The organism is Haloterrigena salifodinae (assembly GCF_003977755.1).
Taxonomy (GTDB): domain Archaea; phylum Halobacteriota; class Halobacteria; order Halobacteriales; family Natrialbaceae; genus Haloterrigena; species Haloterrigena salifodinae.
The window spans coordinates 556959-576019 of sequence record NZ_RQWN01000001.1 but is presented as its reverse complement, the minus strand read 5'-3'; the positions used below and the strand labels follow the sequence as shown (position 1 = coordinate 576019).

Genomic DNA, 19061 nt, shown 5'->3' with positions numbered 1-19061 from the left:
GAGCGGCTGGACGATGCCGACTCGAGTTCGGAGCGGGCTACTCCTCGGGGAGGTCGTCGATCAGCACGACCGCCTCGCCGTTGATGACGGTCGCGTCGTCGTCCTCGTTGCGAATGACCGTCTCGAGGCGGTACTGATCGTTCCCGAGTTCCTCGACGATTTCGACGCGGGCGGAGACGCGGTCGCCGATCCCGACGGGACCGCTGAACTCGAGGTCCTGAGAGAGGTAGATGGTGAGCCCGGGTAGCCGAGCCAGGGCGGCGCTGATGAGCCCGGACACGAGCGTGCCGTGGACGATCCGTTCGCCGAAGCGGGTGCCAGCGGCGAACTCCTCGTCGAGGTGAAGCCGGTTCGTGTCGCCGCTGACGTGGGCGAACGCGCGGACGTCCTCGTCGCTGATTACTTTCTCGAAGGTCACGGTGTCGCCGACGCTGATGTGGTCCGGATCGTCGACGGTTCGGTCGAACTGCCAGTCGAGACTGGAGTGGTCGATCGACGGAATCGACGCGGGAACCGTTTCGCTCTCTGACCCGTTCGACGCGGTTGGCGGCACCATCGCCGAGATGGCCGCCCGGTTCGCGGCGGTCGCGCTCTGGAGGAGGGTCTGGGTCATCGCCGACCAGGCATCGGTCATGGCAGCGAGGTTGCGTTTCGCAGTATTCTCGTGGGACATCTATGGCGTCGGTAAGCGTGTGGACATTATGACTTCTTTGGCTCGCGCACGGACTGTTACTGGCCCTCATAGCTAGTAATTTACGATTAGGGCCGCTCTGGAGCCGGAATTCGCATCGGTACAACCGACAGACAGGAATTTTCCGGTGATACGATCCGGTAATACAGTCGCCCTCGAAACCACCCGTCCCCCTCTATGGTATCAGATGGTATTAGATGGTATCTAGTGGAAACCCTTATGTGGAGTGCGCTCGTTGATACAGGTGATGACGGACGACTCCGATCGATCGCTCTGGTTCCCGCCTGCGATGTTCACCGAACAGATGCAGGAGGCGGGCGAGCAAGTTGCCGAATCCCAGCAGGAGATGTTGAAGAAGATGATGCAGGCCAGTAGCTCGAACCCGTTCGATACGGGCTCGAGCTTCGGGCCGATGAACATGGGTACGGCGACGTTCAAAGCCCGCGTCCAGAGCGGCGGTCGGATCAGCATTCCCGGTCCAGAACGGGAAGCCCTCGACATCGAAGAGGGAGATATCGTCCAGACCGTCGTCGTCCCCGTCAAACGAAACCGAGAGGATCAATCATGACCCAGAACCCAGTCACCGCCGTCTTCGACGCCCAGCGTACCGCCATCGAACAGTCCCAGAGCATGACCCACGACGCCCTCGAGGCCCAGAAGACCTCGATTTCCGCCTTCGGCGACGCCGTCGAGTCCTCGGGCGCACTGTTCGAGTCCAACGCGGAACTGACCAAGGGCGCCGTCCACGCCTACTTCGACGCCCTCGAGGCCTCGCTGCCCGAGGAAGCCGCCGAGTTCGACGAGATCCGCGAACTCGTCGACGAGGGCTTCGAGTCCGCAACCGAAGCGCAGTCCCAGTCGCTCGAGGCCGTCGTCGAGGCCATCAAGGAGTCCGAGGCCGCCTACGACGAGTTCGCCGCTAGCTATGCCGAGGTCGTCGACACGTCCTTCGACGCCTACCTCGAGGCTCACGAGCAGGTCGAAGCCAACGTTTCCGAGGCCGCCGAGAACGTCGAGGAGGCCGCCGAAGAGATCGACATCTCCGCATAACGCGCAACGCAGCCCCAGGCTTTTGCGGTTGGCCCGCTAATATTATTCCAATGTCAGATTCACAGCCCCAGTCACACGAGTGGAACGAGGTCGTCGAACAGTGGAACGAACAGTTCATGAACGCCTTGGAGGAGAACATGGAGGCCCAGGCCCAGTTCGTCGAGAGCTGGTCGGACGCCGTCGGCGAGGCGACCGAGGAGAACGAGATCTCCGACGGCGTCGAGGGCTACGCCCGGGCCTACGAGACCTGGATGAATGCCTCCCAGCAGATGGTCGAGCGGATGAACGACCAGCTCGAGGGCGAGGACGTCGACGTCGAGGAGTTCCGCGACATCTGGCTCAACACGGCCAACGAGGCGTTCAAGGACGTCATGTCGACGACCGCCTTCGCACGGATGACCGGCGAGACCGTCGGCGACGTCCTCGAGATGCAACAGCAGGCCCAGAAGACGTCCCAGGAGACTCTGCGGACGCTCGGCTTCGCGACCGAGGATGACGTCGTCGAAATCGGCGACCGGCTGGTCGAACTCGAGCGTCGCCAGCACGACGTCGAGCAGAAACTCGACCGCGTTCTCGAGCACCTAGAGGAGCAATGAACAATCCATTCGCGACCGCCCTGAACATGCAGCGACAGGCCTGGGAGGCGACCGCCGATCTGGCCGAGAAGAGTCAGGTCGCCCCTGACCGCACCGAAACCGTCGAGAACATCGAGGTCGGTCAGACGCCCAGTGAGGTCGTCTACGAGGAGAACAAGCTGAAACTCCTCCACTACGAGTCCCAGACGGAGGAGCAACACGACGTGCCGATCCTCATCGTCTACGCGCTGATCAACAAACCCTACATCCTCGACCTCCAGTCGGACCGCTCGGTGGTCCGGACCTTACTCGAGTCCGGCTTCGACGTCTATCTGATCGACTGGGGCGAGCCCTCGAAGTTGGACCGTTCGCTGTCGCTGGACGACTACGTCAACCGTTACATCGACAACTGCGTTGACGTCGTCCGCGAGCGCTCCGGTCAGGACGCGATCAACATCCTCGGCTACTGCATGGGCGGCACGAAGTCGGCCATGTACGCCTCGCTGTACCCCGAGAAGGTCAAGAACCTCGGGCTGATGGCCGCGGGCCTCTGTTTCGCCGGTGAGGGCGGCGTCCTCGAGCTCTGGGGCGGCGAGGAGTTCTATGATCCGGAAGCGGTCACCGAGACCTTCGACAACGTTCCCGCCGAGTTCTTGGACGTCGGCTTCGCGCTGATGGACCCCGTCGCGAACAACGTGACGAAGTACGTCCGGTTCTACGACAACATGGAGGACGAGGACTTCGTCGAGAACTTCGCCCGGATGGAGCGCTGGCTCGACGAGGGGATCGACGTCGCGGGCGAGGCCTACGAGGAGTTCATCCGCGACATCTACCAGGACAACAAGCTCTACAACAACGAGCTCTACCTGGGCGACGAGCGCGTCGACGTCTCCAACATCGATATGCCCGTCCTCCAGATCGTCGCCGAGTACGACCACCTCATCCCGCCGGGAGCCTCGAAACCGTTCAACGAGGTCATCGGCTCCGACGACACCGAGACCATGGAGTTCGCGACGGGCCACATCGGCATGTCCGTCTCCTCGCGCAGCCACGAGGAGCTCTGGCCGCAGGTCAGCGAGTGGTTCGAGGAGCGTTCAAACGGTACGGATGTCGCATCAGAACCCGAGACGCCCGAACCCGAGACCACAGACGCCGCGCTCGCGGAGGACGTCGCGGGCGACGAGTCCGGCGCCGAGGACCTCACGGACGGATCCGGACTCGAGACGGACGCCGAGAGCAGTACCCAGACCGAACTCGACGCCGAGACCAGCGACCTCCACGGCGAGGACCGATCGGACGCGGAGATCGTCGAACGCGGCGAGGACGACGTTCAGGAGGAACCCGCCGAACCGGGCGAGATGAACGTCGACGAGGAGGTCGTCGAGGAGGTCACCGACGAGGACGTCGACGCTGCGTCGGCGATCGAGTCCGACACCGACGATCTGACGGCCCTCGACGGCATCGGACAGGCCTACGCGGATACGCTGGCCGAGGCCGGCATCGAGACGTTCGACGAGTTGACCGACGCCGACGTCGCCGAACTGGCCACCGAGACGGGGATTTCGCCCAGTCGCATCGAAGACTGGATCGAGCAGGCCGAAAGCCGATAATATCGGCTCGGCTGTCGGGGACGCTCGCGGCTCGCTCGAGACCGACGTCTGGGCTCGAGCGGCCCCTAAACCATTACCCTCGTTGTATGTGCTGATAACTAACAGGTCGTTATTTATCGGCAGCCGTTGAAGGCGTGAGTCATGTCTATGGATGGGCGAACCTGCATCATCACCGGCTCGGCGCGCGGCATCGGTCGGGGGATCGCGGAGTACCTCGGCGCGGAGGGTGCGAACGTCGTCATCAACTACCGCTCCTCGGAAGACGCCGCCCAAAATGCGGTCGACGCGATCGAGGACGCCGGCGGGAGCGCCGTCGCGGCCCAGGCCGACGTCACCGACCGCGAGGAGGTCGTACACATGCGGGAGGTCTGCCACGAGGCGTTCGGCCCGGCCGACGTCCTGGTCAACAACGCCGGCATCACGGCCGACGTACAGTTCACCGAGATGACCCGGGAGGACTGGGACCGGGTGATGGACGTCAACCTCGGCGGGATGTTCAACTGCACCCAGGAGTTCTTCGACGACATCTGGAACGCCCACGAGGGGCGCCTGATCAACATCTCGAGCGTCGTCGGTAAACAGGGGAACTTCGGCCAGGCCAACTACGCCGCCGCAAAAAGCGGCATGTTCGGCTTCACTCGAACCATCGCCCTCGAACTCGCCAAGGGCGGCTCGACGGCCAACTGCGTCGCTCCAGGCTTCACCCGGACAGACATGCTCGAGTCGGTTCCCGATCAGGTCTTAGAGCGGATCGTCTCGGGGATCCCCCTCGAGCGGTTGGCCGAAGTCGAGGACATCGCGGCAGTGGTCCGGTTCCTCGCCAGCGAGGACTCCTCGTACGTCACCGGCGAAGTGATCGACGTCAACGGCGGGATGGACCTCTAGGCGCCTCCAATGTCGATTCCGTTCGATATGGGATCCGGCGGCGTGATCGACGTCGAAAACAGGACCGCGGTTATCCCGCCGATACCGACCGCGCCGAGCAGTCGCTCGGTCCATCCGGGCGGATCGGTCCGATCGGGAAGCCGACGCCGATATACCGCGTACACCGGTCCACCGATCGGAGCCAAGAGGAAGATTGCTGCGCCCCAGCCAGTAGCGTTCGCGCCTCGAGCGGCCGCGTCCTTGTAGACCGCGTAGTAGAGACACGCTCCCGAACGGGAACGAGCAGAACGACGAGCAACATCGCCAGAAACTGGAGACTGACCGGCGGCGTTATTCGTTCGGGTATGGCTAACCACCATAAATGTCTTTTTCCCATTTTATCCGAGAGCAATTACCGCATCCGGCCCGATTCGAGCCAGTACGCTCGAGGACGCCGAGGAATGGTCCTACCGATCCACCGAACTAGCGATCGCCGAGAGATCCGAGATCGTCTCGCACGTCTCCGCGACGAGTTGCCTCACGACCGCAGCCGCAGACTGCACCTCGTCGACTCCGCCGACGCTCTGGCCGGCGTACAGCGCCATCGACTCGATATCGCCCTCGAGGTCGGGCGTCGCCAGCGCCTCGTCGTAGCGTTCGATTGGGCTGCCGTCACCGTCGTGTGTCCGCGCGACGACATCGTCCTCACCGGGCCGCTCGCCCGCAGGCGGCTCCCCGGCCGCCCGCCAGTGCTCGAGCGTCTCGTTCTCGAGCACGCGGTGGGGCATCCCCGGCCACCCCTTGTCATACAGGGTCGTGTACGCGGTGTCGGTCTCGTCGCTCTCGCGGAGCCGTCGCCGATACGTTTCGTGCACGTTCGCCTCCTCGCACGCGACGAAGCGGGTGCCGAGCCACGCGCCGTCCGCACCGAGGGCGAGCGCCGCCGCGACGCCGCGGCCGTTGGCGATCCCGCCCGCCGCGACGATCGGCACCGTGTCACCGACCGCGTCCGCGACCCGCGGCACGAGCGCCGTCGTCGCGATCTCGCTCTGGACGTGGCCGCCGGCCTCGAGGCCCTGCGTAACGACGCCGTCGACGCCGGCCTCGACGGCCTTGCGTGCGGCGTCCGCGCTGCCGACGGTCTGCAGCACCGTCCCACCGGTATCGTGGATGCGGTCGACGTACGGGGCCGCATCGCCGAAGGAAAACGAGACGATCGGTGCGCCTGCCTCGAGGACGGCCTCGAGATGGGAATCGGTGTCGACGACCGTCGTCGCATCGTCCAGCGCGAGGTTGACGGCGAACGGCCGGTCGGTTCGCTCGCGGGTCTCGCGGATCGCCTCGCGCGTCTCCTCGAGGTCCCGCCACGTGACGGCGAGCTGGCCCAGCCCGCCGGCGTTCGAAACGGCCGCCGCGAGTTCCGGGGTCGTCGCGCTGCCGATCGGCGCCTGGACGATTGGGTACTCGATCTCGAGGGCGTCACAGAGCGGCGTCCGGAGTGCCATGATACGCCCCGGTTCGAGTCACTAGTATTTCACTTTCGGTGCTTTTCCTTAGTCACGACCCGGACGTTCTCGATCCCCGTCTCGGGATACTGCCCCTCGTCGTCCTTCTCGACGGCCTTGACCATGTCCCAGACGACGTTGAGGCCGGTCGTGACGCCCTCGAGGGCTTCCATCTCGCAACCCGTCTTGCCGGTGGTCTCGACGGCGACCTCGAGTTCGACTCGATCCTCCGAAAGCGAGAACTCGGTGTCGACGTTAGTGATCGGAATCTGGTGGCACATCGGGATCGTCTCCCAGGTGTGCTTGACGGCCTGAATCGCGCCGACGCGGGCGGTCGCGAGCACGTCGCCCTTCCCGATCTGGTCGTCACGGATCGCCTCGATCGTCGAGGACTGGAGGCGGATCTCTCCGGCCGCGACCGCGCGGCGCTCGCTGTCGGGCTTGTCGCCGACGTCGACCATCTGGACGTCGCCCTCGTCGGTGGTGTGGGTGAGGTCGTCGGCGTCGGTCCGCGGATCCGTGTTCGAGTCCGCGGCGGGAGACGGATCCTCACTCATCGTCACCACCCCAGAGCACTGCGGGCAGTTCCGCGAGCATATCGGACGCGAGGAACCCGTACTCCTGACTCTCCGCGAGGCGCTCGCCCGCGAGCCCGTTGACGTGGGCCCCCGCCGCGGCGGCGTCGAGGGGCTCGGCGTGCTCGAGCAGGGCGGCGACGATGCCGGCGAGCGTGTCGCCGGTGCCGCCGACCTTCATGCCGACGGTGCCCGAGCGACTGATCCGCGTGCGCTCGCCGTCGGTGATTACGTCGTTTGCCCCCTTCGCGAGGACGGTGTGACCGAGTTCGGCCGCGAACGACTCGATCTCGTCGGCCGCCGCTGCCAGGTCGTCGGTGTCCGGGCCCCCCATCCGCGCGAGTTCGCCGCGGTTGGGCGTACAGACCAGCGTCGCGTCGGTCTCGATCTCCGGGACGACCTCAAGGGCGTCCGCGTCGACGACCGCCCGGCCGGTGTACGAGGAGAGGAACTGGCGGGTCGCCTCGAGGGTTTCGTCGGCGGTGCCGAGGCCAGGGCCGATGACGACGGCGTTGTCGTACGCTTCGGCCGTCTCGAGGAGGTCGTCGGCCACCTCGGGCGTGAGGACGTCACTCTCGTACGACTGGACGATCAGATCCTCGCTGTACCCCTGGATCTCGCCGGCGACGGAGTCGGGAGCCGCGACGAAGGCGAGCTCCGCGCTGGCCCGCAGGGCGGCCTGGGCCGCCAGCGCCGGCGCGCCGGTGTAGGGGCCCCCGCCGATGATATTCGGCCGTCCCTCGCGAGTGTCGGGTCGCGCGAGGTCGACGTCGCCGGGTCCGACGTACCGTTCGGCCGCGGCCGGGATACCGATATCTGCGACCGTGATCTCCGCGTCGAGGTCCTCGAGTCCCGGCTTCGCGTCGTGGAACGTGACGACGCGATCCGCCTCGACGCCGTTGTCGGCGTGGTCGCCCCCGTCGGCGTCGAAGCCGGAGGGGACGTCGACCGCCACGACGGTCGCGTCGGCGGCGTTGATCGCTTCGGCTGCGGTCGCCGCGGGTTCCCGGAGGTCGCCGCTGATCCCCGTCCCCAGCATCGCGTCCACGACGACGTCGCACTTGGGGAGTTCAAACCCGCTCGAGTCCGCGACCTCCCGCGCGTCGTAGTCGGCCCGCTGGAGGGCCTCCCAGTTCTCGCGAGCGATGTCCGTGCCGATGTTCGCGGCGCGGCCGAGCAGGAGCATCGTGACGTCGTACCCATCTAGAAAGCGGGCGGCGACGAACGCGTCCCCGCCGTTGTTGCCCCGGCCGGCGACGATGGCGACTCGAGCCCCCGGTTCGGCGGCGTCGCGGACCGCGCGGGCGACGGCGTTCCCGCTCGACTCCATCAACTGCTTTCGCGGCACGCCCAGTGCCGCGGCGTTCTCGTCGACGGCGCCCATTCGCTCGCCTGTGATCATGTCCAGGGGTTCGACGGGCCGTCCGTTCAACGTTGCGGACCGGTGGTACTCAGTCGAACGTCGGTAGGCGATACCGTCAATCGTCTCGAGCCCTAACCACCGTCGTGAACGTCTTCTGGCTCGACGAGGACCCGCGGCTCGCCGCGCGCTATCACTGCGATCAGCACGTCAACAAGCTGCTGCTCGAGGCCGCGCAGGTCCTCTGCACTGCAGCCCGGGAGAACGGCTACGAGGCGGACTTCCTCTACCGAGCGACCCACGTCGACCACCCCGTCACGACGTGGGCGACCGAGTCGCGGGCGAACTGGCTTCGCCTCCGAGAACACGCCGCGGCGCTCAACGCCGAGTTCGTCGAGCGCTACGACAAGGACGACGACCACGCCTCCTGGGGGGTGATCGAGCGCATCGACCCCGATGCGATCGAGTTCTCCAGCGAGGAGCCGACGCCCCGGCCCCAGACGATGCCCGACGAGTACAAGCGACCGGGCGATCCCGTCGCAGCCTATCGGGCCTACTACGCTGGCGAGAAGGCCGAGATGGCCGAGTGGAAGTACACCGAGGAGCCGCCGTGGCTCGAGGCGTATTTGGTCGAGTCCGTCTGACCGCTCGCTTCGATCGTGCCGCAGTCATCGCGTTCCACAGCGCGGGTGCTGTCCGTTACGGTACACTTATCTGGCGCATTGAAGTCAGCATACTATGATGTTCCCGCCGATCGCCTCCCGCGACTCGATCGTCTCTGACGACGTGAACCCTCTCACGGAAGCCTACAGGGACGTCGTCATCTACGACGAACCGGTCGACGACAACCCGCTCTACGAGGGGCCGATCGTTGTCCACGCCAACGGGTGGATCGAACTCGAGGGAAACCGACTCCTCTCCCCGAGCGCGATCCACCACATCGACATCTACGACGACGAGGTCACGGAATCGGGGGCCGACCGCGACGACTCGGGAGACGGGCACGCCGACGGTCGAGAGTAGAACGATCGGTGACGGCGACCGCCGAACGGATCGGTTCGGTCCTCGATAGCGGCCGACAGCAGCGCCGAACACCAGTTCAGTATTGAATTTCGAAGCCGTCCTCGCCCTGTGGCTCCTCGTACTCGACCTCGACGTCCTCGACGTCGGCCGCGGGACTGCCCGTGTGACACCACTCGATCATCCCCTCGACGGCGTCCTCGGGCCCTTCGAAGATCGCCTCGACGCGGCCGTCGTCCAAGTTCTTCACCCAGCCGTCGACGCCCCTCTCGCGGGCCGTGTCTCGAGTATTCGCACGGTAGTAGACGCCCTGTACCGTCCCAGAGACGAAGACGTGTGCGCGGGTTCGTCCTGCCATATGCGAGGGATCGACCGCGAGCGGCAAAAAGTCGACTCTACGATGCGAGTGCTGCCCGACCGACCCCACGCCGTGGCGCGCGCTGTCGGGCGTCCGAGCGAAGCGAGGTGCGACCGACGGAGCCGTGCGAGGGAGAAGTGAGCGAATCGGCTGGGGAGGCCGTGGAATCCCCTGTTGCCGCGATAGGGGGTGTTCCTGTCTCGTATTCTCTTATACGGCTCGAGCGTGACCGCTAAAGCGGGATCAGATCACACTCGAGGAGTTCTTTTGACTCGGGAACCGAACACGATAGGACACGACTATGGGCATCATCGAACGCATCGAAGACGAGTATCTCGACGTCTCGAGTAGCCGCGCGACGCTCCGGGAACTACTCGAGTTGCTCGTCGGTGCGATCCTGTTCGTCCTCGTCGCGAGCGGACTCGCCTACTATCTGGTCGGCGAGACGGCCGCTCGTTACGTCGCCGCCATACTCGCAGCTATCTTCGTCATTATGCTCGTCTCGCAGGCCTACTGGGCAGTTACCGGTCGCGAGGACTACGAGTGAACCGCTCGCTGTCGACGGTGAGACCGACGTTCGAGACCGCGCACTCGAGCAGTGCGGACTCGCTTCTTTCTGAACACGTCGGCGCTACTCACGCCGGACGTTCGTACCGGCGAGCGCCGCGGATCATGCGAGCGGTGAGACCGAACACCGCGACGGCGAAGACGATCCAGACGAGGTCGGAGTCACCGAGGGGTTCCGCGTACTCCACGACGGCGACGATCGCCAGCAGTCCAGCGACGTACAGCGTGTTCGTCCCGACGAAGTCCGCCGGACCCTCCTCGTCGGTGACGCGGCCGGAATCGTAGCCCGCGATCAGCCGAACCATCCCGAAGTACTTGATCGCGACGCCGAGCGCGCCGACGAACCCGGCGGCCGCGAGCAGCGAGAGGATCGATCCGTCGACCATATGAGCATATTGACAGCAGTATTACAAAATTGTTCCGCGCGAACGGCGTCACTCGCCGGTCCGCAGGTGGTGGAAGATGTAGGTCTGGGCGTATCCGGCGTACTCCCCGCCCAGTCGCTCGCGGATCGCCCGCGAGGTCGCGGCGTAGGAGCCGCGGTCGCAGTCGGGGTAGTACTCCTCGACAGCCGACTTGAGCCACGTGTCGAGGGGAACGGCCTCGTCGAACCCCAGCGAGAACAGGAGCACGCAGTCGGCGACCTTGTCGCCGACGCCGACGAACCGCGTCAGGCACTCCCGCGCGGCCTCGTACTCGAGGTCCCGCGCTTCCTCGGGGTGGGCCTCGCCGTCGGCCACCATCTCGGCCGTGCGAACGACGTAGGGGGCGCGGTAGCCCAGTCCCAGATCCCGCAGTTCGGCCTCGGTCGCCGCCGCGAGTTGGGTCGGCGTGGGGAACGCGTGGTAGGTCTCGCCGTCGAATTCGATCGCGTCGCCATACTCGCGGGCCAGCGTCGAGACCATCGTGTGGATCCGGCTGACCCGCATCTGCGTCGAGCAGATAAACGAGATCAGGCAGCCGAAGGCCGGATCGTCGACTAGTCGCATCCCGCGGTGGGCCTCGTAGGCCTCCCGGAGGAGGGGATCGTCCGGCGCCGCGTCGACGATCGCCTCGAGGTCGTCGTCCAGGCGCAGGAGCCGGCGGACGATCGGTTTAGCGTCGGTGGTCGACTCCCACTCGAGGCGGCCGGTCGTCGCGTCGGCCGCCACGCCGGCGGTCGGATCGCCCTCGGGGCCGCCGCGGCGGCGAACGCGGACTACCTCTCCGTCGACGACGGTGTAGTACCACGCCTCCGGCGCCGGCGATCCGCCGTACATCTTGCCGTCGCTGCGCCGCCAGAGGTAGCTCTGTCCGCTCTCGAGCGTGCGGTACAGGTCGAGACCGCCCCCGAGTTCGTCGACCGGAATCGTCCCTGTCTCCATCTAGCCGTCCGTTCGGGGGCGCGGGCTTTTGCCTTTCGAACCGACGGGGCGGACGGGTGGCCGGTCGATCGAATCAGCCGTATAGTGCGTGGTATTAACTGGCTATCCGACCAACGGGGCGCTCGCCGGGCAGAGCTAGCTCTCGAACAGAGTGTCCTGTCTCCTGAGGCGAACTTTCATACTGGATGCGACACAATATCCGCACATGGACTGCAGGGTTGTCGTCGAAGCCGCCGTGCCGGTGTTCGATGTGGAAACTCCGGACGAGGCGATTCGCATCGCCATTTCGAAGACGGGGGAGATGTTAAACCCTGACTTAAACTACGTCGAGATCAACATGGGCGAGCGCACCTCTCCATCGGGAGAGGAACTCCCGCCCGCCTTCATCGCGGCCGACGAGGCGCTGGTCGCGCTCGAACTGGAGATGACCGTCTTCAACGTCGAGCGCGAGGAACACGCCTCCCGCATCGCGCGAAAGGAGATCGGCCAACTCCTCGAGAACATCCCCCTCGAAGTCGTCGAGGTCGAGGAACTCGAGGAAGACGAGATCGACGAGGAGTCGGACACCGAGACGGAGGAGTCGTCGACCGCGGAGACCGATGACGAGGAGACCGACGACGACGAGGAGATCCTCCCCGAGTTCGAGGATCTGGTCGAGTAACTACCCTCCTCGACTGGCTCCACTGTCCTAGTGTACTTTCGCGAGCAACACCTTCAGTAATGACAGGAGGGCGACTATCGCGACGGCTAGCAGCGCGAGTATCGTGAGACCTAGCAGATTGGCGCTCGTCGCCGACGAGGCTCACAAGAAGCCAGCGTAGCGACGCGAAGACGAGTCTCGCCAGTCAGCGGTTGAGTTATCGAAGGAGATGTCGTCTGTCTCAGTCCGCAGTAGCGGCGACTGCTTCCTGCTCCCCCTCGCGCATGTTCTTCGTGATTCCCCCGGCGAGTGCGAAGACAGCAGCTTTGTGATCAGTTTTCGACTTGTGGATCGATGTCGGTCGGATACCCCGCGACTCGTACTCCTCGAGGTCGATAGTACAGTCATCCCACTCCGCGCACTGGTTCGATACCTCCGCGAGAAGGCCGTGAAGGTGAATGAGCTCCTGCTTCTTCATAACCATGCAATCATACCCACTGCAGGGTTATATTATTATCTTGAGTCGCGTTAGCACGGACCCTGAGTTTGGTCGGCAGGACGTCGCCAGATAGAAATCGCGGAAAGGTGTCCCTACTTGGAGCAAAACCGCTCGAAGGAAGCGCGTACAATAGGGTATTACACGAATAATGAGCGCTTTCATCGGGGGGTTTGAACGCTCCAGTCAGGCTCGGTAAACGGTCACTACTACTGGACACTGACGCAAGAGAATCGAAGATGTGGGCGGATTGCGCTCCGCACCGCAAGGGGTCGATCGCTAGCCGAGTTGTTTCAACGTCTGGAGATCCCGATCAGTTCGCGTGAACTCGGACATCCGCCGCGAGGCGTGACAGCCGGGGCAGTGAAACATGTCGGCGGCAGCGGGGAGTTCGCCGGGAGAAATCTGCCAATCTTTCGCACATTCTGGACACAACAGTTGCACGGTCGTTTCGTCCATGCCATGATATTCCACACCGCGCCTCAAAAGTGTTGTCGCTTCCTAATCAACCGCTTACGGCACCCGAGGTCGAATCGAAACCGCCGATGACAGACCCCGAAACATGGCGTTTACGCTGGGGCTGCCGTGTCGGAGGCCTCGAGCAACTCCTTGTAGCGGTTGCGGATCGTGACCTCGGAGATGCTGGCGACTTCGCTGACGTCGTTCTGGGTAACCTTTTCGTTGGTCAGCAGGGCGGCGGCGTAGACCGCGGCGGCCGCGAGGCCGACCGGCGACTTGCCGCTGTGGACGCCCTCCTGACGGGCCGACTCGAGCAACTCGCGAGCCATGCGCTCGGTCTCGTCCGAGAGGTCGAGGTCGCTGACGAACCGCGGCACGTAGTGTTCGGGGTCGGCCGGCTTGACTTCGAGGCCGAGTTCCCGGATGATGTACCGGTACGTGCGGGTCAGCTCCATCTTCTCGACGCGGCTGACGGCCGAGATCTCGTCTAAGCTACGCGGCGTGCCGGCCTGTCGTGCGGCGGCGTACAGCGAGGCCGTCGCGACGCCCTCGATCGAACGACCCGGCAGCAGGTCCTCCTCGAGTGCGCGGCGGTAGATCACGCTGGCGGTCTCGCGGACGTTCTCCGGGAGGCCGAGCGCGCTTGCCATCCGGTCGATCTCGCCCAGCGCCTGCTTGAGGTTGCGCTCCTTGGAGTCGCGGGTGCGGAACCGCTCGTTCCAGGTGCGCAGACGCTGCATCTTCTGGCGCTGGCGACTCGAGAGGGCCCGCCCGTAGGCGTCCTTGTCCTGCCAGCCGATGTTCGTCGAGAGGCCCTGGTCGTGCATCATGTTCGTCGTCGGCGCGCCGACGCGGGACTTCTCGTCCTTCTCGGCGGCGTCAAAGGCCCGCCACTCGGGGCCGCGGTCGATCTCGTCTTCCTCGACGACGAGACCGCAGTCTTCACAGACCGTCTCAGCGTGTTCGGCGTCCGATACGACTCGGCCGCCACACTCGGGGCAGCGCTCTTGCTCCCCCGACTGTTCGGTCGTCTCCTCGCTCTCCGTCTCGCCTGAGTACGTTTTGATGGTAGTGTCTGTCATGGTGTATGTATCGGGTGCGTTACTCGGGGCTCCCGGGTGGGGTAACCAGAAGAAACCCGGTCGCCTCAGCTAACATAGAGTAAGGCCGTAAACCATATAAAGGTTTCGCCTGTCTTATAAACTGTTCGGATTTTCTATTATATATGTTGCGGTTATATTGCTGTTACTCGTGTGGATTCCAGGGGTGCCGCGACGACGCACTCCGCCGACGATCCGGCAGTGCGAGTTACCCGCCGGCGAACTCGGCCCGACTCGGTTGGCGCGTCCCATCATCGCAGTTGATCCTACAACAGCGAGCTACAGAAGTGTAGTGTCCAAATGTATTGGTATCGCGTCTCGCCGTCCGTGCTCCGGTTCCTCGCTCTCGAAGCCGACGCGGCTCGCTGGCCGCGAGCGGACCGCTAGACCGTAAATAGGTGACCCTCAGTCGGCACGTCGAACAGGCCGACTCGAGCGCCCGCGTCGAGCCACGCGTGGCCGTAGGAGAACGATGCCAGCGCGTTGACGAGGTCGTCCTCCTCGCGGAAGTGACGGCCGTCCTCGAGGTACGACGATGCCATCTCGTAACATTCGGCCGCCGCCTCGGCCATCGGGGTCCCCTCCGGCGGCGCGACCGACGCCGCCTCGAGGGCCTCCGCGAGCAACTCGCCGTAGCGATCCGTCTTCTCCTCGAGATCCGCAGCCATGGTCGATACTCGTCGGTCGAGACCGTAAGTGCGTTGTCTCGCTCGGCTGGCAGCAGCGGATCGGCGCCGGGGGTCGCCTTCCACTATCACTGACGGGGAAGCGGAGCCGGGACTCGACGCCGCGCCACCGTCGGCAGCACCGGCACGGCGGCGCGCGCGACTCCGACGGTAACCGGGAAGAAACGATCGGAAACAACAGTATAACGACCGCATAGGTATCACGCGACGACTCGTTTCCGTCGCCAGTGCGACTACTGCAGGTGTTCGTCCCGGCCGAAACACGGGACGCAGCGCTCGACGTGCTCGAGGACGAGGGCCTCGATTACGTTCGAACGAACGAGAGCAGCGACCGAGGGGAGGGCGAACTCGTCACGTTCCCGGTCCCGACCCAGGCGGTCGACAGCGTGCTCACGTCGCTGCGCGAGGCCGGCGTCGATGACGACTTCATCGTCGTCTCCTCGATCGAGACGGCCCGGACGCCGCGAATCGAGGAACTCGAGGAACGGTACGTCAACGGACAGGAGGAAGACGATAGCATCGCCCGCGAGGAGATCCGCACGCGGGCGCTGAACATGACTCCTGGTCGCGTCACCTACTACGCGATGACGGTTCTGAGCGCGATCGTCGCGACGGCGGGCTTGCTGCTGGACTCGCCGGCGATCGTCGTCGGCTCGATGGTGATCGCGCCGCAGGTCAGCGCCGCGCTGACGGGGACCGTCGGCCTCGTGCTCGACGACCGCGACATGATCGCCGGCGGACTCACCTCGCTGGCGATGGGGCTCGTCGTCGCCATCGCTAGCGCCTTCGCGTTCGCGTGGTTGGTCCGGTCCGGCGGGATCGTTCCCTCAACGATCGACATCACGGCCATCGTGCAGGTCCAGAACCGGATCTCGCCGGGGCTGCTCGCGCTTGTGGTCGGCGTCTGCGCCGGCGCCGCCGGTGCGTTCGGCCTCGCGACGGCAATCCCCGTCTCGCTGGTCGGCGTGATGATCGCCGTCGCGCTCATCCCGGCGGCCGCGGCGGTCGGCATCGGGCTGGCCTGGGGCGAGACGACTGTCGCCGTCGGCGCCGGCGCGCTGGTCGCCGTCAACGCCACGTCGATCCTCTTCGCCGGCCTCGCAGTCTTCTGGTATCTGGGCTACCGGCCTGACGGCTGGACGCAGGGATCGCTCCGTGACAACGTTCCCGGCGAGTGGCTCGATACCCTCCTCATCGCCGCCGTCGTCGGCATGCTCGTCTTCGCTGCCGGCGGGTTGGTCATCGGCCAGTACGTCGGCCACCAGAACGCCGTCAACGACGAGGTGCGGACCGTCCTCGAGGACGACGCGTACGACGACCTCGAGCTCGTCGAGGTGCGCACCGAGTTCGTCGGTCCTGGGACCGACGGTGAGCCGGCGGTCACCGTCGTCGTCCAGCGACCCGCTGACGTTCCGTATCCGACCCTCGTCTCGACCCTCGAGGCCGGCCTCGAGGACCGGACCGACCGCGACGTGGCCGTGACCGTCGAGTTCGTCGAGAGTGGGGCGCCTCGTGCTTCGTAAGCAATAGCGAGACGCGATACGCCTCGCGACCGCGAGCGGAGATCGAACGACGGCGCCGGCGCGTCGTAGCAACCACTTGAGATTGCTGAGAACGCAAGGGGTTTAGGCGCTCTACCCCAACCCAGATACATGAGCGAGCAGCCTCGCGTCGAAATCTATACCAAAGAGGACTGTCCGTACTGCGAGAAGGCAAAGGACCTGTTCGACAGCAAGGACGTCGAGTACGAGACGTACAACGTCACGGGCGACGACGACCTCTTCGAGGAGATGGTCGAGCGCGCCGACGGCCGCAAGACCGCGCCCGAAGTGTTCATCGACGACGAACTCATCGGCGGCTGGGACGACACCAGCGCGCTCGACGAGACCGGCGAACTGGATGAGAAGCTCGGCATCGAGGACGATACCGAGGACGGCGAGGTCCTCGAGCACCGCAAACTGATCATCGCTGGCACCGGGATCGCCGGCCTCACCGCCGCGATCTACGCCGGCCGATCGAACAACGAGCCGCTGGTCATCGAGGGCGACGAGCCCGGCGGCCAGCTCACCCTCACCACGGACGTCGCGAACTACCCCGGCTTCCCCGAGGGGATCAGCGGGCCCGAACTGGTCAATAACATGAAAGAGCAGGCCAAACAGTTCGGCGCCGAGTTGAAGAACGGCATCATCGAGTCCGTCGATTCGGACCAGCGGCCGTTCCGCGTCGAGTTGACCAACGGCGACGCCTACACCGCCGACGCCGTCATCGCCGCCTCCGGCGCCAGCGCTCGGACGCTCGGCATTCCCGGCGAGGACGAACTCATGGGCTACGGACTCTCGACCTGTGCGACCTGTGACGGCGCGTTCTTCCGCGGTGAGGACATGCTCGTCGTCGGCGGCGGCGACGCCGCCATGGAGGAGGCCACCTTCCTGACGAAATTTGCCGACACCGTCTACATCGCCCACCGCCGCGACGAGTTCCGCGCGGAGGACTACTGGGTCGACCGCGTCGAGGAGAAGGTCGAAGAGGGTGAGATCGAGATCATGAAAAACACCGAGCTGATCGAGATCTACGGCTCCCAGGAGGAGGGCGTCGACCACGTCACCCTCGTCGAAAACGAGCAGGGCCACCCCACCGACCGGCTCGACGACCCCGAGACCGACGAGTTCGAGTTCGACGTCGGCGCTGTCTTCTTCGCCATCGGCCACACGCCAAACACCGACTACCTCGAGGGCACCGGCGTCGAGATGGACGCCGACGGCTACCTGAAGACCGAGGGCGGATCGGGCGGCGGCCAGACCGAGACCGCCGTCCCCGGCATCTTCGGCGCCGGCGACGTCGTCGACTACCACTACCAGCAGGCCGTGACGGCCGCCGGCATGGGTTCGAAGGCCGCGCTGGACGCCGACGAGTATCTGGAGGACCTCGAGCGCGCTGACTCGAGTATCGAAGAAGTCGAACCGGCCGCGGCCGACGACTGAGCCGCGCCGTTCAACGCGCACTGGCTAGCACTCGAGTACGAGGCGGAGATATCGGAGTACGTCGATTCGATTCTGTCTTTTCACCGGCCGAAGCGTCAGTATCCGGTCACGCCCGAGCGCGCTCCCGGGGAACGAACTGGAGAGTGAGCCGGATTCGGCGGATAGCGTGCCCGAAGCACCCGTGAGGACGGACGAGTAGACCGAGCGGTCGCAGACCGGGGGCGATCCGTTGAGAGGAAAAGACTACATGCACACCGATAGGCAGTCAAGACGTGACATCGATCGCACCGCTGTTCGTCCCGACGCCCGGGGCCCCAGAACTACTGATCATCGTCGGGGTCGCGATCCTGCTGTTCGGCGCACAGAAGATCCCGAAACTCGCGCGATCCATCGGCGAATCGACCGGCGAGTTCAAGAAAGGCCAGGCGAAAGTCGAGCAGGAACTCGAGGAGTACCGAAACGACGCCGCTACCGCCGCCCCCGACGTCGAGACGGAGACGGCGACCGAGACGCAGTCGTAATCTCGCGCTCGAGAACGGCCGTCGTCGACCGGTCGTCCCATTTCCTCGCGTCCAATATCATTTACACCCTCGCGTTTGCGAGGGTGTGCTCCATCGAACGCAGCCTCGGCACTCGACGGCGCGCTCGAGCGGTAGCCTGTTCCGACAACTCGAGAGCGAGCGGTGACGACTCGAGCGCGCCGCCATGAAAAAATGGTTCGTAGCCGCTCAGACGTGGAGTTCGCCGACCTCGCGTTCCGTCTCGGGTTCGCGAACCGCGCCGTTGCCGCCGGAGAGTTCGCGGTACGTCGAACAGTTCGGACAGCCGTGGACCTTGTCGTTCACGCCGAACACCCGAATGAAGTCGCTCGTTACGTACGCGTCGCAGTTGCCACACCTTGGCATGAGTTACGTCACGCATTCGAGCAAACGCCGATAAACATACCGGTGGTTTTCATAAGTTGTTGATGGGAGTAGCCGGAAGCTAGTGACTGTTTGTTCGAGTGTACTCGAGCGCGGCGATACGCAGAGGCCGTTCTGCTGCCGGGAGGAACGCGCCGACGCCGAGAGCGTTGTGAACGACCCGAGACGTACCGCTCTTGTCACTCGCGCACAACGATTCCGGCGGAGACTCGGCGCAACACAGTCGTCGGTTCGGCT

At 65.0% G+C, this 19061-nt stretch carries 24 protein-coding genes; 12 read left to right on the top strand and 12 right to left on the bottom strand.

Annotated elements, in window-relative coordinates; genetic code table 11:
- Nucleotides 1-37: 37 nt before the first annotated feature.
- Entirely contained in the window at nucleotides 38-673 is a 636-nt protein-coding gene (locus tag EH209_RS02985) for a MaoC family dehydratase (RefSeq protein WP_126661477.1), read from the bottom strand.
- Nucleotides 674-938: 265 nt separating this feature from the next.
- On the opposite strand from EH209_RS02985, the gene EH209_RS02980 reads away from it, so the two are divergent.
- The 5 genes from EH209_RS02980 to EH209_RS02960 all read left to right on the top strand — a co-directional run bounded on the left by EH209_RS02980 (nucleotide 939) and on the right by EH209_RS02960 (nucleotide 4811).
- Nucleotides 939-1259: an AbrB/MazE/SpoVT family DNA-binding domain-containing protein gene (locus EH209_RS02980; RefSeq protein WP_008894639.1), complete on the top strand. Its 321-nt coding sequence runs from the start codon at nucleotides 939-941 to the stop codon at nucleotides 1257-1259.
- Nucleotides 1256-1741: a hypothetical protein gene (locus tag EH209_RS02975; protein ID WP_126661476.1), complete on the top strand. Its 486-nt coding sequence runs from the start codon at nucleotides 1256-1258 to the stop codon at nucleotides 1739-1741. The genes EH209_RS02980 and EH209_RS02975 overlap by 4 nt, the downstream gene beginning before the upstream one ends.
- Before the next feature lie 50 nt (nucleotides 1742-1791).
- Complete coding sequence (locus EH209_RS02970) at nucleotides 1792-2337, top strand: poly(R)-hydroxyalkanoic acid synthase subunit PhaE (RefSeq protein WP_126661475.1); 546 nt, start codon at nucleotides 1792-1794, stop codon at nucleotides 2335-2337.
- Nucleotides 2334-3926: a class III poly(R)-hydroxyalkanoic acid synthase subunit PhaC gene (gene phaC, locus EH209_RS02965; protein ID WP_126661474.1), complete on the top strand. Its 1593-nt coding sequence runs from the start codon at nucleotides 2334-2336 to the stop codon at nucleotides 3924-3926. The genes EH209_RS02970 and phaC overlap by 4 nt, the downstream gene beginning before the upstream one ends.
- Nucleotides 3927-4067: 141 nt before the next feature.
- Nucleotides 4068-4811 (top strand): beta-ketoacyl-ACP reductase, encoded by a 744-nt coding sequence (locus EH209_RS02960; RefSeq protein WP_126661473.1) that lies wholly within the window; start codon nucleotides 4068-4070, stop codon nucleotides 4809-4811.
- 446 nt (nucleotides 4812-5257) lie between these two features.
- On the opposite strand, the gene EH209_RS02955 is transcribed toward EH209_RS02960, so the two are convergent.
- Genes EH209_RS02955 through EH209_RS02945 form a run of 3 tightly spaced genes read right to left on the bottom strand, consistent with a single transcriptional unit; the run spans nucleotide 5258 to nucleotide 8272 of the window.
- Complete coding sequence (locus EH209_RS02955) at nucleotides 5258-6295, bottom strand: NAD(P)H-dependent flavin oxidoreductase (RefSeq protein WP_126661472.1); 1038 nt, start codon at nucleotides 6293-6295, stop codon at nucleotides 5258-5260.
- A gap of 29 nt (nucleotides 6296-6324) precedes the next feature.
- A complete protein-coding gene (gene moaC, locus EH209_RS02950; RefSeq protein ID WP_126661471.1) occupies nucleotides 6325-6852 on the bottom strand; it encodes a cyclic pyranopterin monophosphate synthase MoaC in 528 nt (175 codons plus the stop codon).
- Nucleotides 6845-8272 carry an NAD(P)H-hydrate epimerase gene (locus EH209_RS02945; RefSeq protein WP_126661470.1) on the bottom strand — a complete coding sequence of 476 codons (1428 nt, stop codon included), beginning with the start codon at nucleotides 8270-8272 and terminating at the stop codon, nucleotides 6845-6847. The genes moaC and EH209_RS02945 overlap by 8 nt, the downstream gene beginning before the upstream one ends.
- 104 nt (nucleotides 8273-8376) lie before the next feature.
- Between EH209_RS02945 and EH209_RS02940 the strand changes: the two genes are divergently transcribed.
- Nucleotides 8377-8874 (top strand): hypothetical protein, encoded by a 498-nt coding sequence (locus EH209_RS02940; RefSeq protein WP_126661469.1) that lies wholly within the window; start codon nucleotides 8377-8379, stop codon nucleotides 8872-8874.
- A 97-nt stretch (nucleotides 8875-8971) separates the two neighbouring features.
- Complete coding sequence (locus EH209_RS02935) at nucleotides 8972-9253, top strand: hypothetical protein (RefSeq protein ID WP_126662510.1); 282 nt, start codon at nucleotides 8972-8974, stop codon at nucleotides 9251-9253.
- 76 nt (nucleotides 9254-9329) lie between these two features.
- Here EH209_RS02935 and EH209_RS02930 read toward each other — a convergent pair whose 3' ends face one another.
- Nucleotides 9330-9608 (bottom strand): acylphosphatase, encoded by a 279-nt coding sequence (locus tag EH209_RS02930; RefSeq protein WP_126661468.1) that lies wholly within the window; start codon nucleotides 9606-9608, stop codon nucleotides 9330-9332.
- A 301-nt stretch (nucleotides 9609-9909) separates the two neighbouring features.
- Here EH209_RS02930 and EH209_RS02925 point away from each other — a divergent pair, with 301 nt between their 5' ends.
- On the top strand, nucleotides 9910-10155 hold the full coding sequence (locus tag EH209_RS02925) for a hypothetical protein (RefSeq protein WP_126661467.1): 246 nt from the start codon (nucleotides 9910-9912) through the stop codon (nucleotides 10153-10155).
- 88 nt (nucleotides 10156-10243) lie between these two features.
- Here EH209_RS02925 and EH209_RS02920 read toward each other — a convergent pair whose 3' ends face one another.
- Nucleotides 10244-10561: a DUF3784 domain-containing protein gene (locus EH209_RS02920; protein WP_126661466.1), complete on the bottom strand. Its 318-nt coding sequence runs from the start codon at nucleotides 10559-10561 to the stop codon at nucleotides 10244-10246.
- 48 nt (nucleotides 10562-10609) lie between these two features.
- Complete coding sequence (locus tag EH209_RS02915; protein WP_126661465.1) at nucleotides 10610-11539, bottom strand: DNA-3-methyladenine glycosylase family protein; 930 nt, start codon at nucleotides 11537-11539, stop codon at nucleotides 10610-10612.
- Between the two features lie 205 nt (nucleotides 11540-11744).
- Between EH209_RS02915 and EH209_RS02910 the strand changes: the two genes are divergently transcribed.
- Nucleotides 11745-12200, top strand: coding sequence for a DUF555 domain-containing protein (locus EH209_RS02910; RefSeq protein ID WP_126661464.1), 456 nt, complete (start codon nucleotides 11745-11747; stop codon nucleotides 12198-12200).
- Nucleotides 12201-12420: 220 nt separating this feature from the next.
- Here the strand turns inward: EH209_RS02910 and EH209_RS02905 are convergent, their stop codons facing one another.
- From EH209_RS02905 to EH209_RS02890, 4 genes are all read right to left on the bottom strand, one after another.
- Nucleotides 12421-12657, bottom strand: coding sequence for a UPF0058 family protein (locus EH209_RS02905; RefSeq protein WP_049914513.1), 237 nt, complete (start codon nucleotides 12655-12657; stop codon nucleotides 12421-12423).
- Between the two features lie 297 nt (nucleotides 12658-12954).
- A complete protein-coding gene (locus EH209_RS02900) occupies nucleotides 12955-13134 on the bottom strand; it encodes a DUF7836 family putative zinc-binding protein (RefSeq protein WP_008894656.1) in 180 nt (59 codons plus the stop codon).
- Between the two features lie 110 nt (nucleotides 13135-13244).
- Entirely contained in the window at nucleotides 13245-14216 is a 972-nt protein-coding gene (locus EH209_RS02895; protein ID WP_008894657.1) for a transcription initiation factor IIB, read from the bottom strand.
- Between the two features lie 401 nt (nucleotides 14217-14617).
- Complete coding sequence (locus EH209_RS02890) at nucleotides 14618-14902, bottom strand: DUF357 domain-containing protein (protein ID WP_008894658.1); 285 nt, start codon at nucleotides 14900-14902, stop codon at nucleotides 14618-14620.
- A 245-nt stretch (nucleotides 14903-15147) separates the two neighbouring features.
- On the opposite strand from EH209_RS02890, the gene EH209_RS02885 reads away from it, so the two are divergent.
- The 3 genes from EH209_RS02885 (at nucleotide 15148) to EH209_RS02875 (ending at nucleotide 18422) form a co-directional block, all read left to right on the top strand.
- Nucleotides 15148-16443: a DUF389 domain-containing protein gene (locus EH209_RS02885; protein WP_126661463.1), complete on the top strand. Its 1296-nt coding sequence runs from the start codon at nucleotides 15148-15150 to the stop codon at nucleotides 16441-16443.
- 129 nt (nucleotides 16444-16572) lie between these two features.
- The gene (locus EH209_RS02880; protein ID WP_126661462.1) at nucleotides 16573-17901 is read left to right on the top strand and encodes an FAD-dependent oxidoreductase; all 1329 of its coding nucleotides are present in this window, start codon (nucleotides 16573-16575) and stop codon (nucleotides 17899-17901) included.
- A 272-nt stretch (nucleotides 17902-18173) separates the two neighbouring features.
- Nucleotides 18174-18422, top strand: coding sequence for a Sec-independent protein translocase subunit TatA/TatB (locus tag EH209_RS02875; protein ID WP_126661461.1), 249 nt, complete (start codon nucleotides 18174-18176; stop codon nucleotides 18420-18422).
- Nucleotides 18423-18629: 207 nt separating this feature from the next.
- Here the strand turns inward: EH209_RS02875 and EH209_RS23855 are convergent, their stop codons facing one another.
- Nucleotides 18630-18806, bottom strand: coding sequence for a DUF7563 family protein (locus EH209_RS23855; RefSeq protein ID WP_164721987.1), 177 nt, complete (start codon nucleotides 18804-18806; stop codon nucleotides 18630-18632).
- Nucleotides 18807-19061 lie beyond the last annotated feature (255 nt).

Bases quoted from the DNA above. Each gene is read 5' to 3' on its own strand.
- EH209_RS02895 (WP_008894657.1), bottom strand. From the start codon at position 14,216: ATGACAGACACTACCATCAAAACGTACTCAGGCGAGACGGAGAGCGAG.
- EH209_RS02900 (WP_008894656.1), bottom strand. From the start codon at position 13,134: ATGGACGAAACGACCGTGCAACTGTTGTGTCCAGAATGTGCGAAAGAT.
- EH209_RS23855 (WP_164721987.1), bottom strand. From the start codon at position 18,806: ATGCCAAGGTGTGGCAACTGCGACGCGTACGTAACGAGCGACTTCATT.
- EH209_RS02985 (WP_126661477.1), bottom strand. From the start codon at position 673: ATGTCCCACGAGAATACTGCGAAACGCAACCTCGCTGCCATGACCGAT.
- EH209_RS02905 (WP_049914513.1), bottom strand. From the start codon at position 12,657: ATGAAGAAGCAGGAGCTCATTCACCTTCACGGCCTTCTCGCGGAGGTA.
- EH209_RS02970 (WP_126661475.1), top strand. From the start codon at position 1,792: ATGTCAGATTCACAGCCCCAGTCACACGAGTGGAACGAGGTCGTCGAA.
- EH209_RS02915 (WP_126661465.1), bottom strand. From the start codon at position 11,539: ATGGAGACAGGGACGATTCCGGTCGACGAACTCGGGGGCGGTCTCGAC.
- EH209_RS02955 (WP_126661472.1), bottom strand. From the start codon at position 6,295: ATGGCACTCCGGACGCCGCTCTGTGACGCCCTCGAGATCGAGTACCCA.
- EH209_RS02920 (WP_126661466.1), bottom strand. From the start codon at position 10,561: ATGGTCGACGGATCGATCCTCTCGCTGCTCGCGGCCGCCGGGTTCGTC.
- EH209_RS02945 (WP_126661470.1), bottom strand. From the start codon at position 8,272: ATGATCACAGGCGAGCGAATGGGCGCCGTCGACGAGAACGCCGCGGCA.
- moaC (WP_126661471.1), bottom strand. From the start codon at position 6,852: ATGAGTGAGGATCCGTCTCCCGCCGCGGACTCGAACACGGATCCGCGG.
- EH209_RS02980 (WP_008894639.1), top strand. From the start codon at position 939: ATGACGGACGACTCCGATCGATCGCTCTGGTTCCCGCCTGCGATGTTC.
- EH209_RS02925 (WP_126661467.1), top strand. From the start codon at position 9,910: ATGGGCATCATCGAACGCATCGAAGACGAGTATCTCGACGTCTCGAGT.
- EH209_RS02890 (WP_008894658.1), bottom strand. From the start codon at position 14,902: ATGGCTGCGGATCTCGAGGAGAAGACGGATCGCTACGGCGAGTTGCTC.
- EH209_RS02960 (WP_126661473.1), top strand. From the start codon at position 4,068: ATGTCTATGGATGGGCGAACCTGCATCATCACCGGCTCGGCGCGCGGC.
- EH209_RS02935 (WP_126662510.1), top strand. From the start codon at position 8,972: ATGTTCCCGCCGATCGCCTCCCGCGACTCGATCGTCTCTGACGACGTG.
- EH209_RS02910 (WP_126661464.1), top strand. From the start codon at position 11,745: ATGGACTGCAGGGTTGTCGTCGAAGCCGCCGTGCCGGTGTTCGATGTG.
- EH209_RS02880 (WP_126661462.1), top strand. From the start codon at position 16,573: ATGAGCGAGCAGCCTCGCGTCGAAATCTATACCAAAGAGGACTGTCCG.
- EH209_RS02930 (WP_126661468.1), bottom strand. From the start codon at position 9,608: ATGGCAGGACGAACCCGCGCACACGTCTTCGTCTCTGGGACGGTACAG.
- phaC (WP_126661474.1), top strand. From the start codon at position 2,334: ATGAACAATCCATTCGCGACCGCCCTGAACATGCAGCGACAGGCCTGG.
- EH209_RS02975 (WP_126661476.1), top strand. From the start codon at position 1,256: ATGACCCAGAACCCAGTCACCGCCGTCTTCGACGCCCAGCGTACCGCC.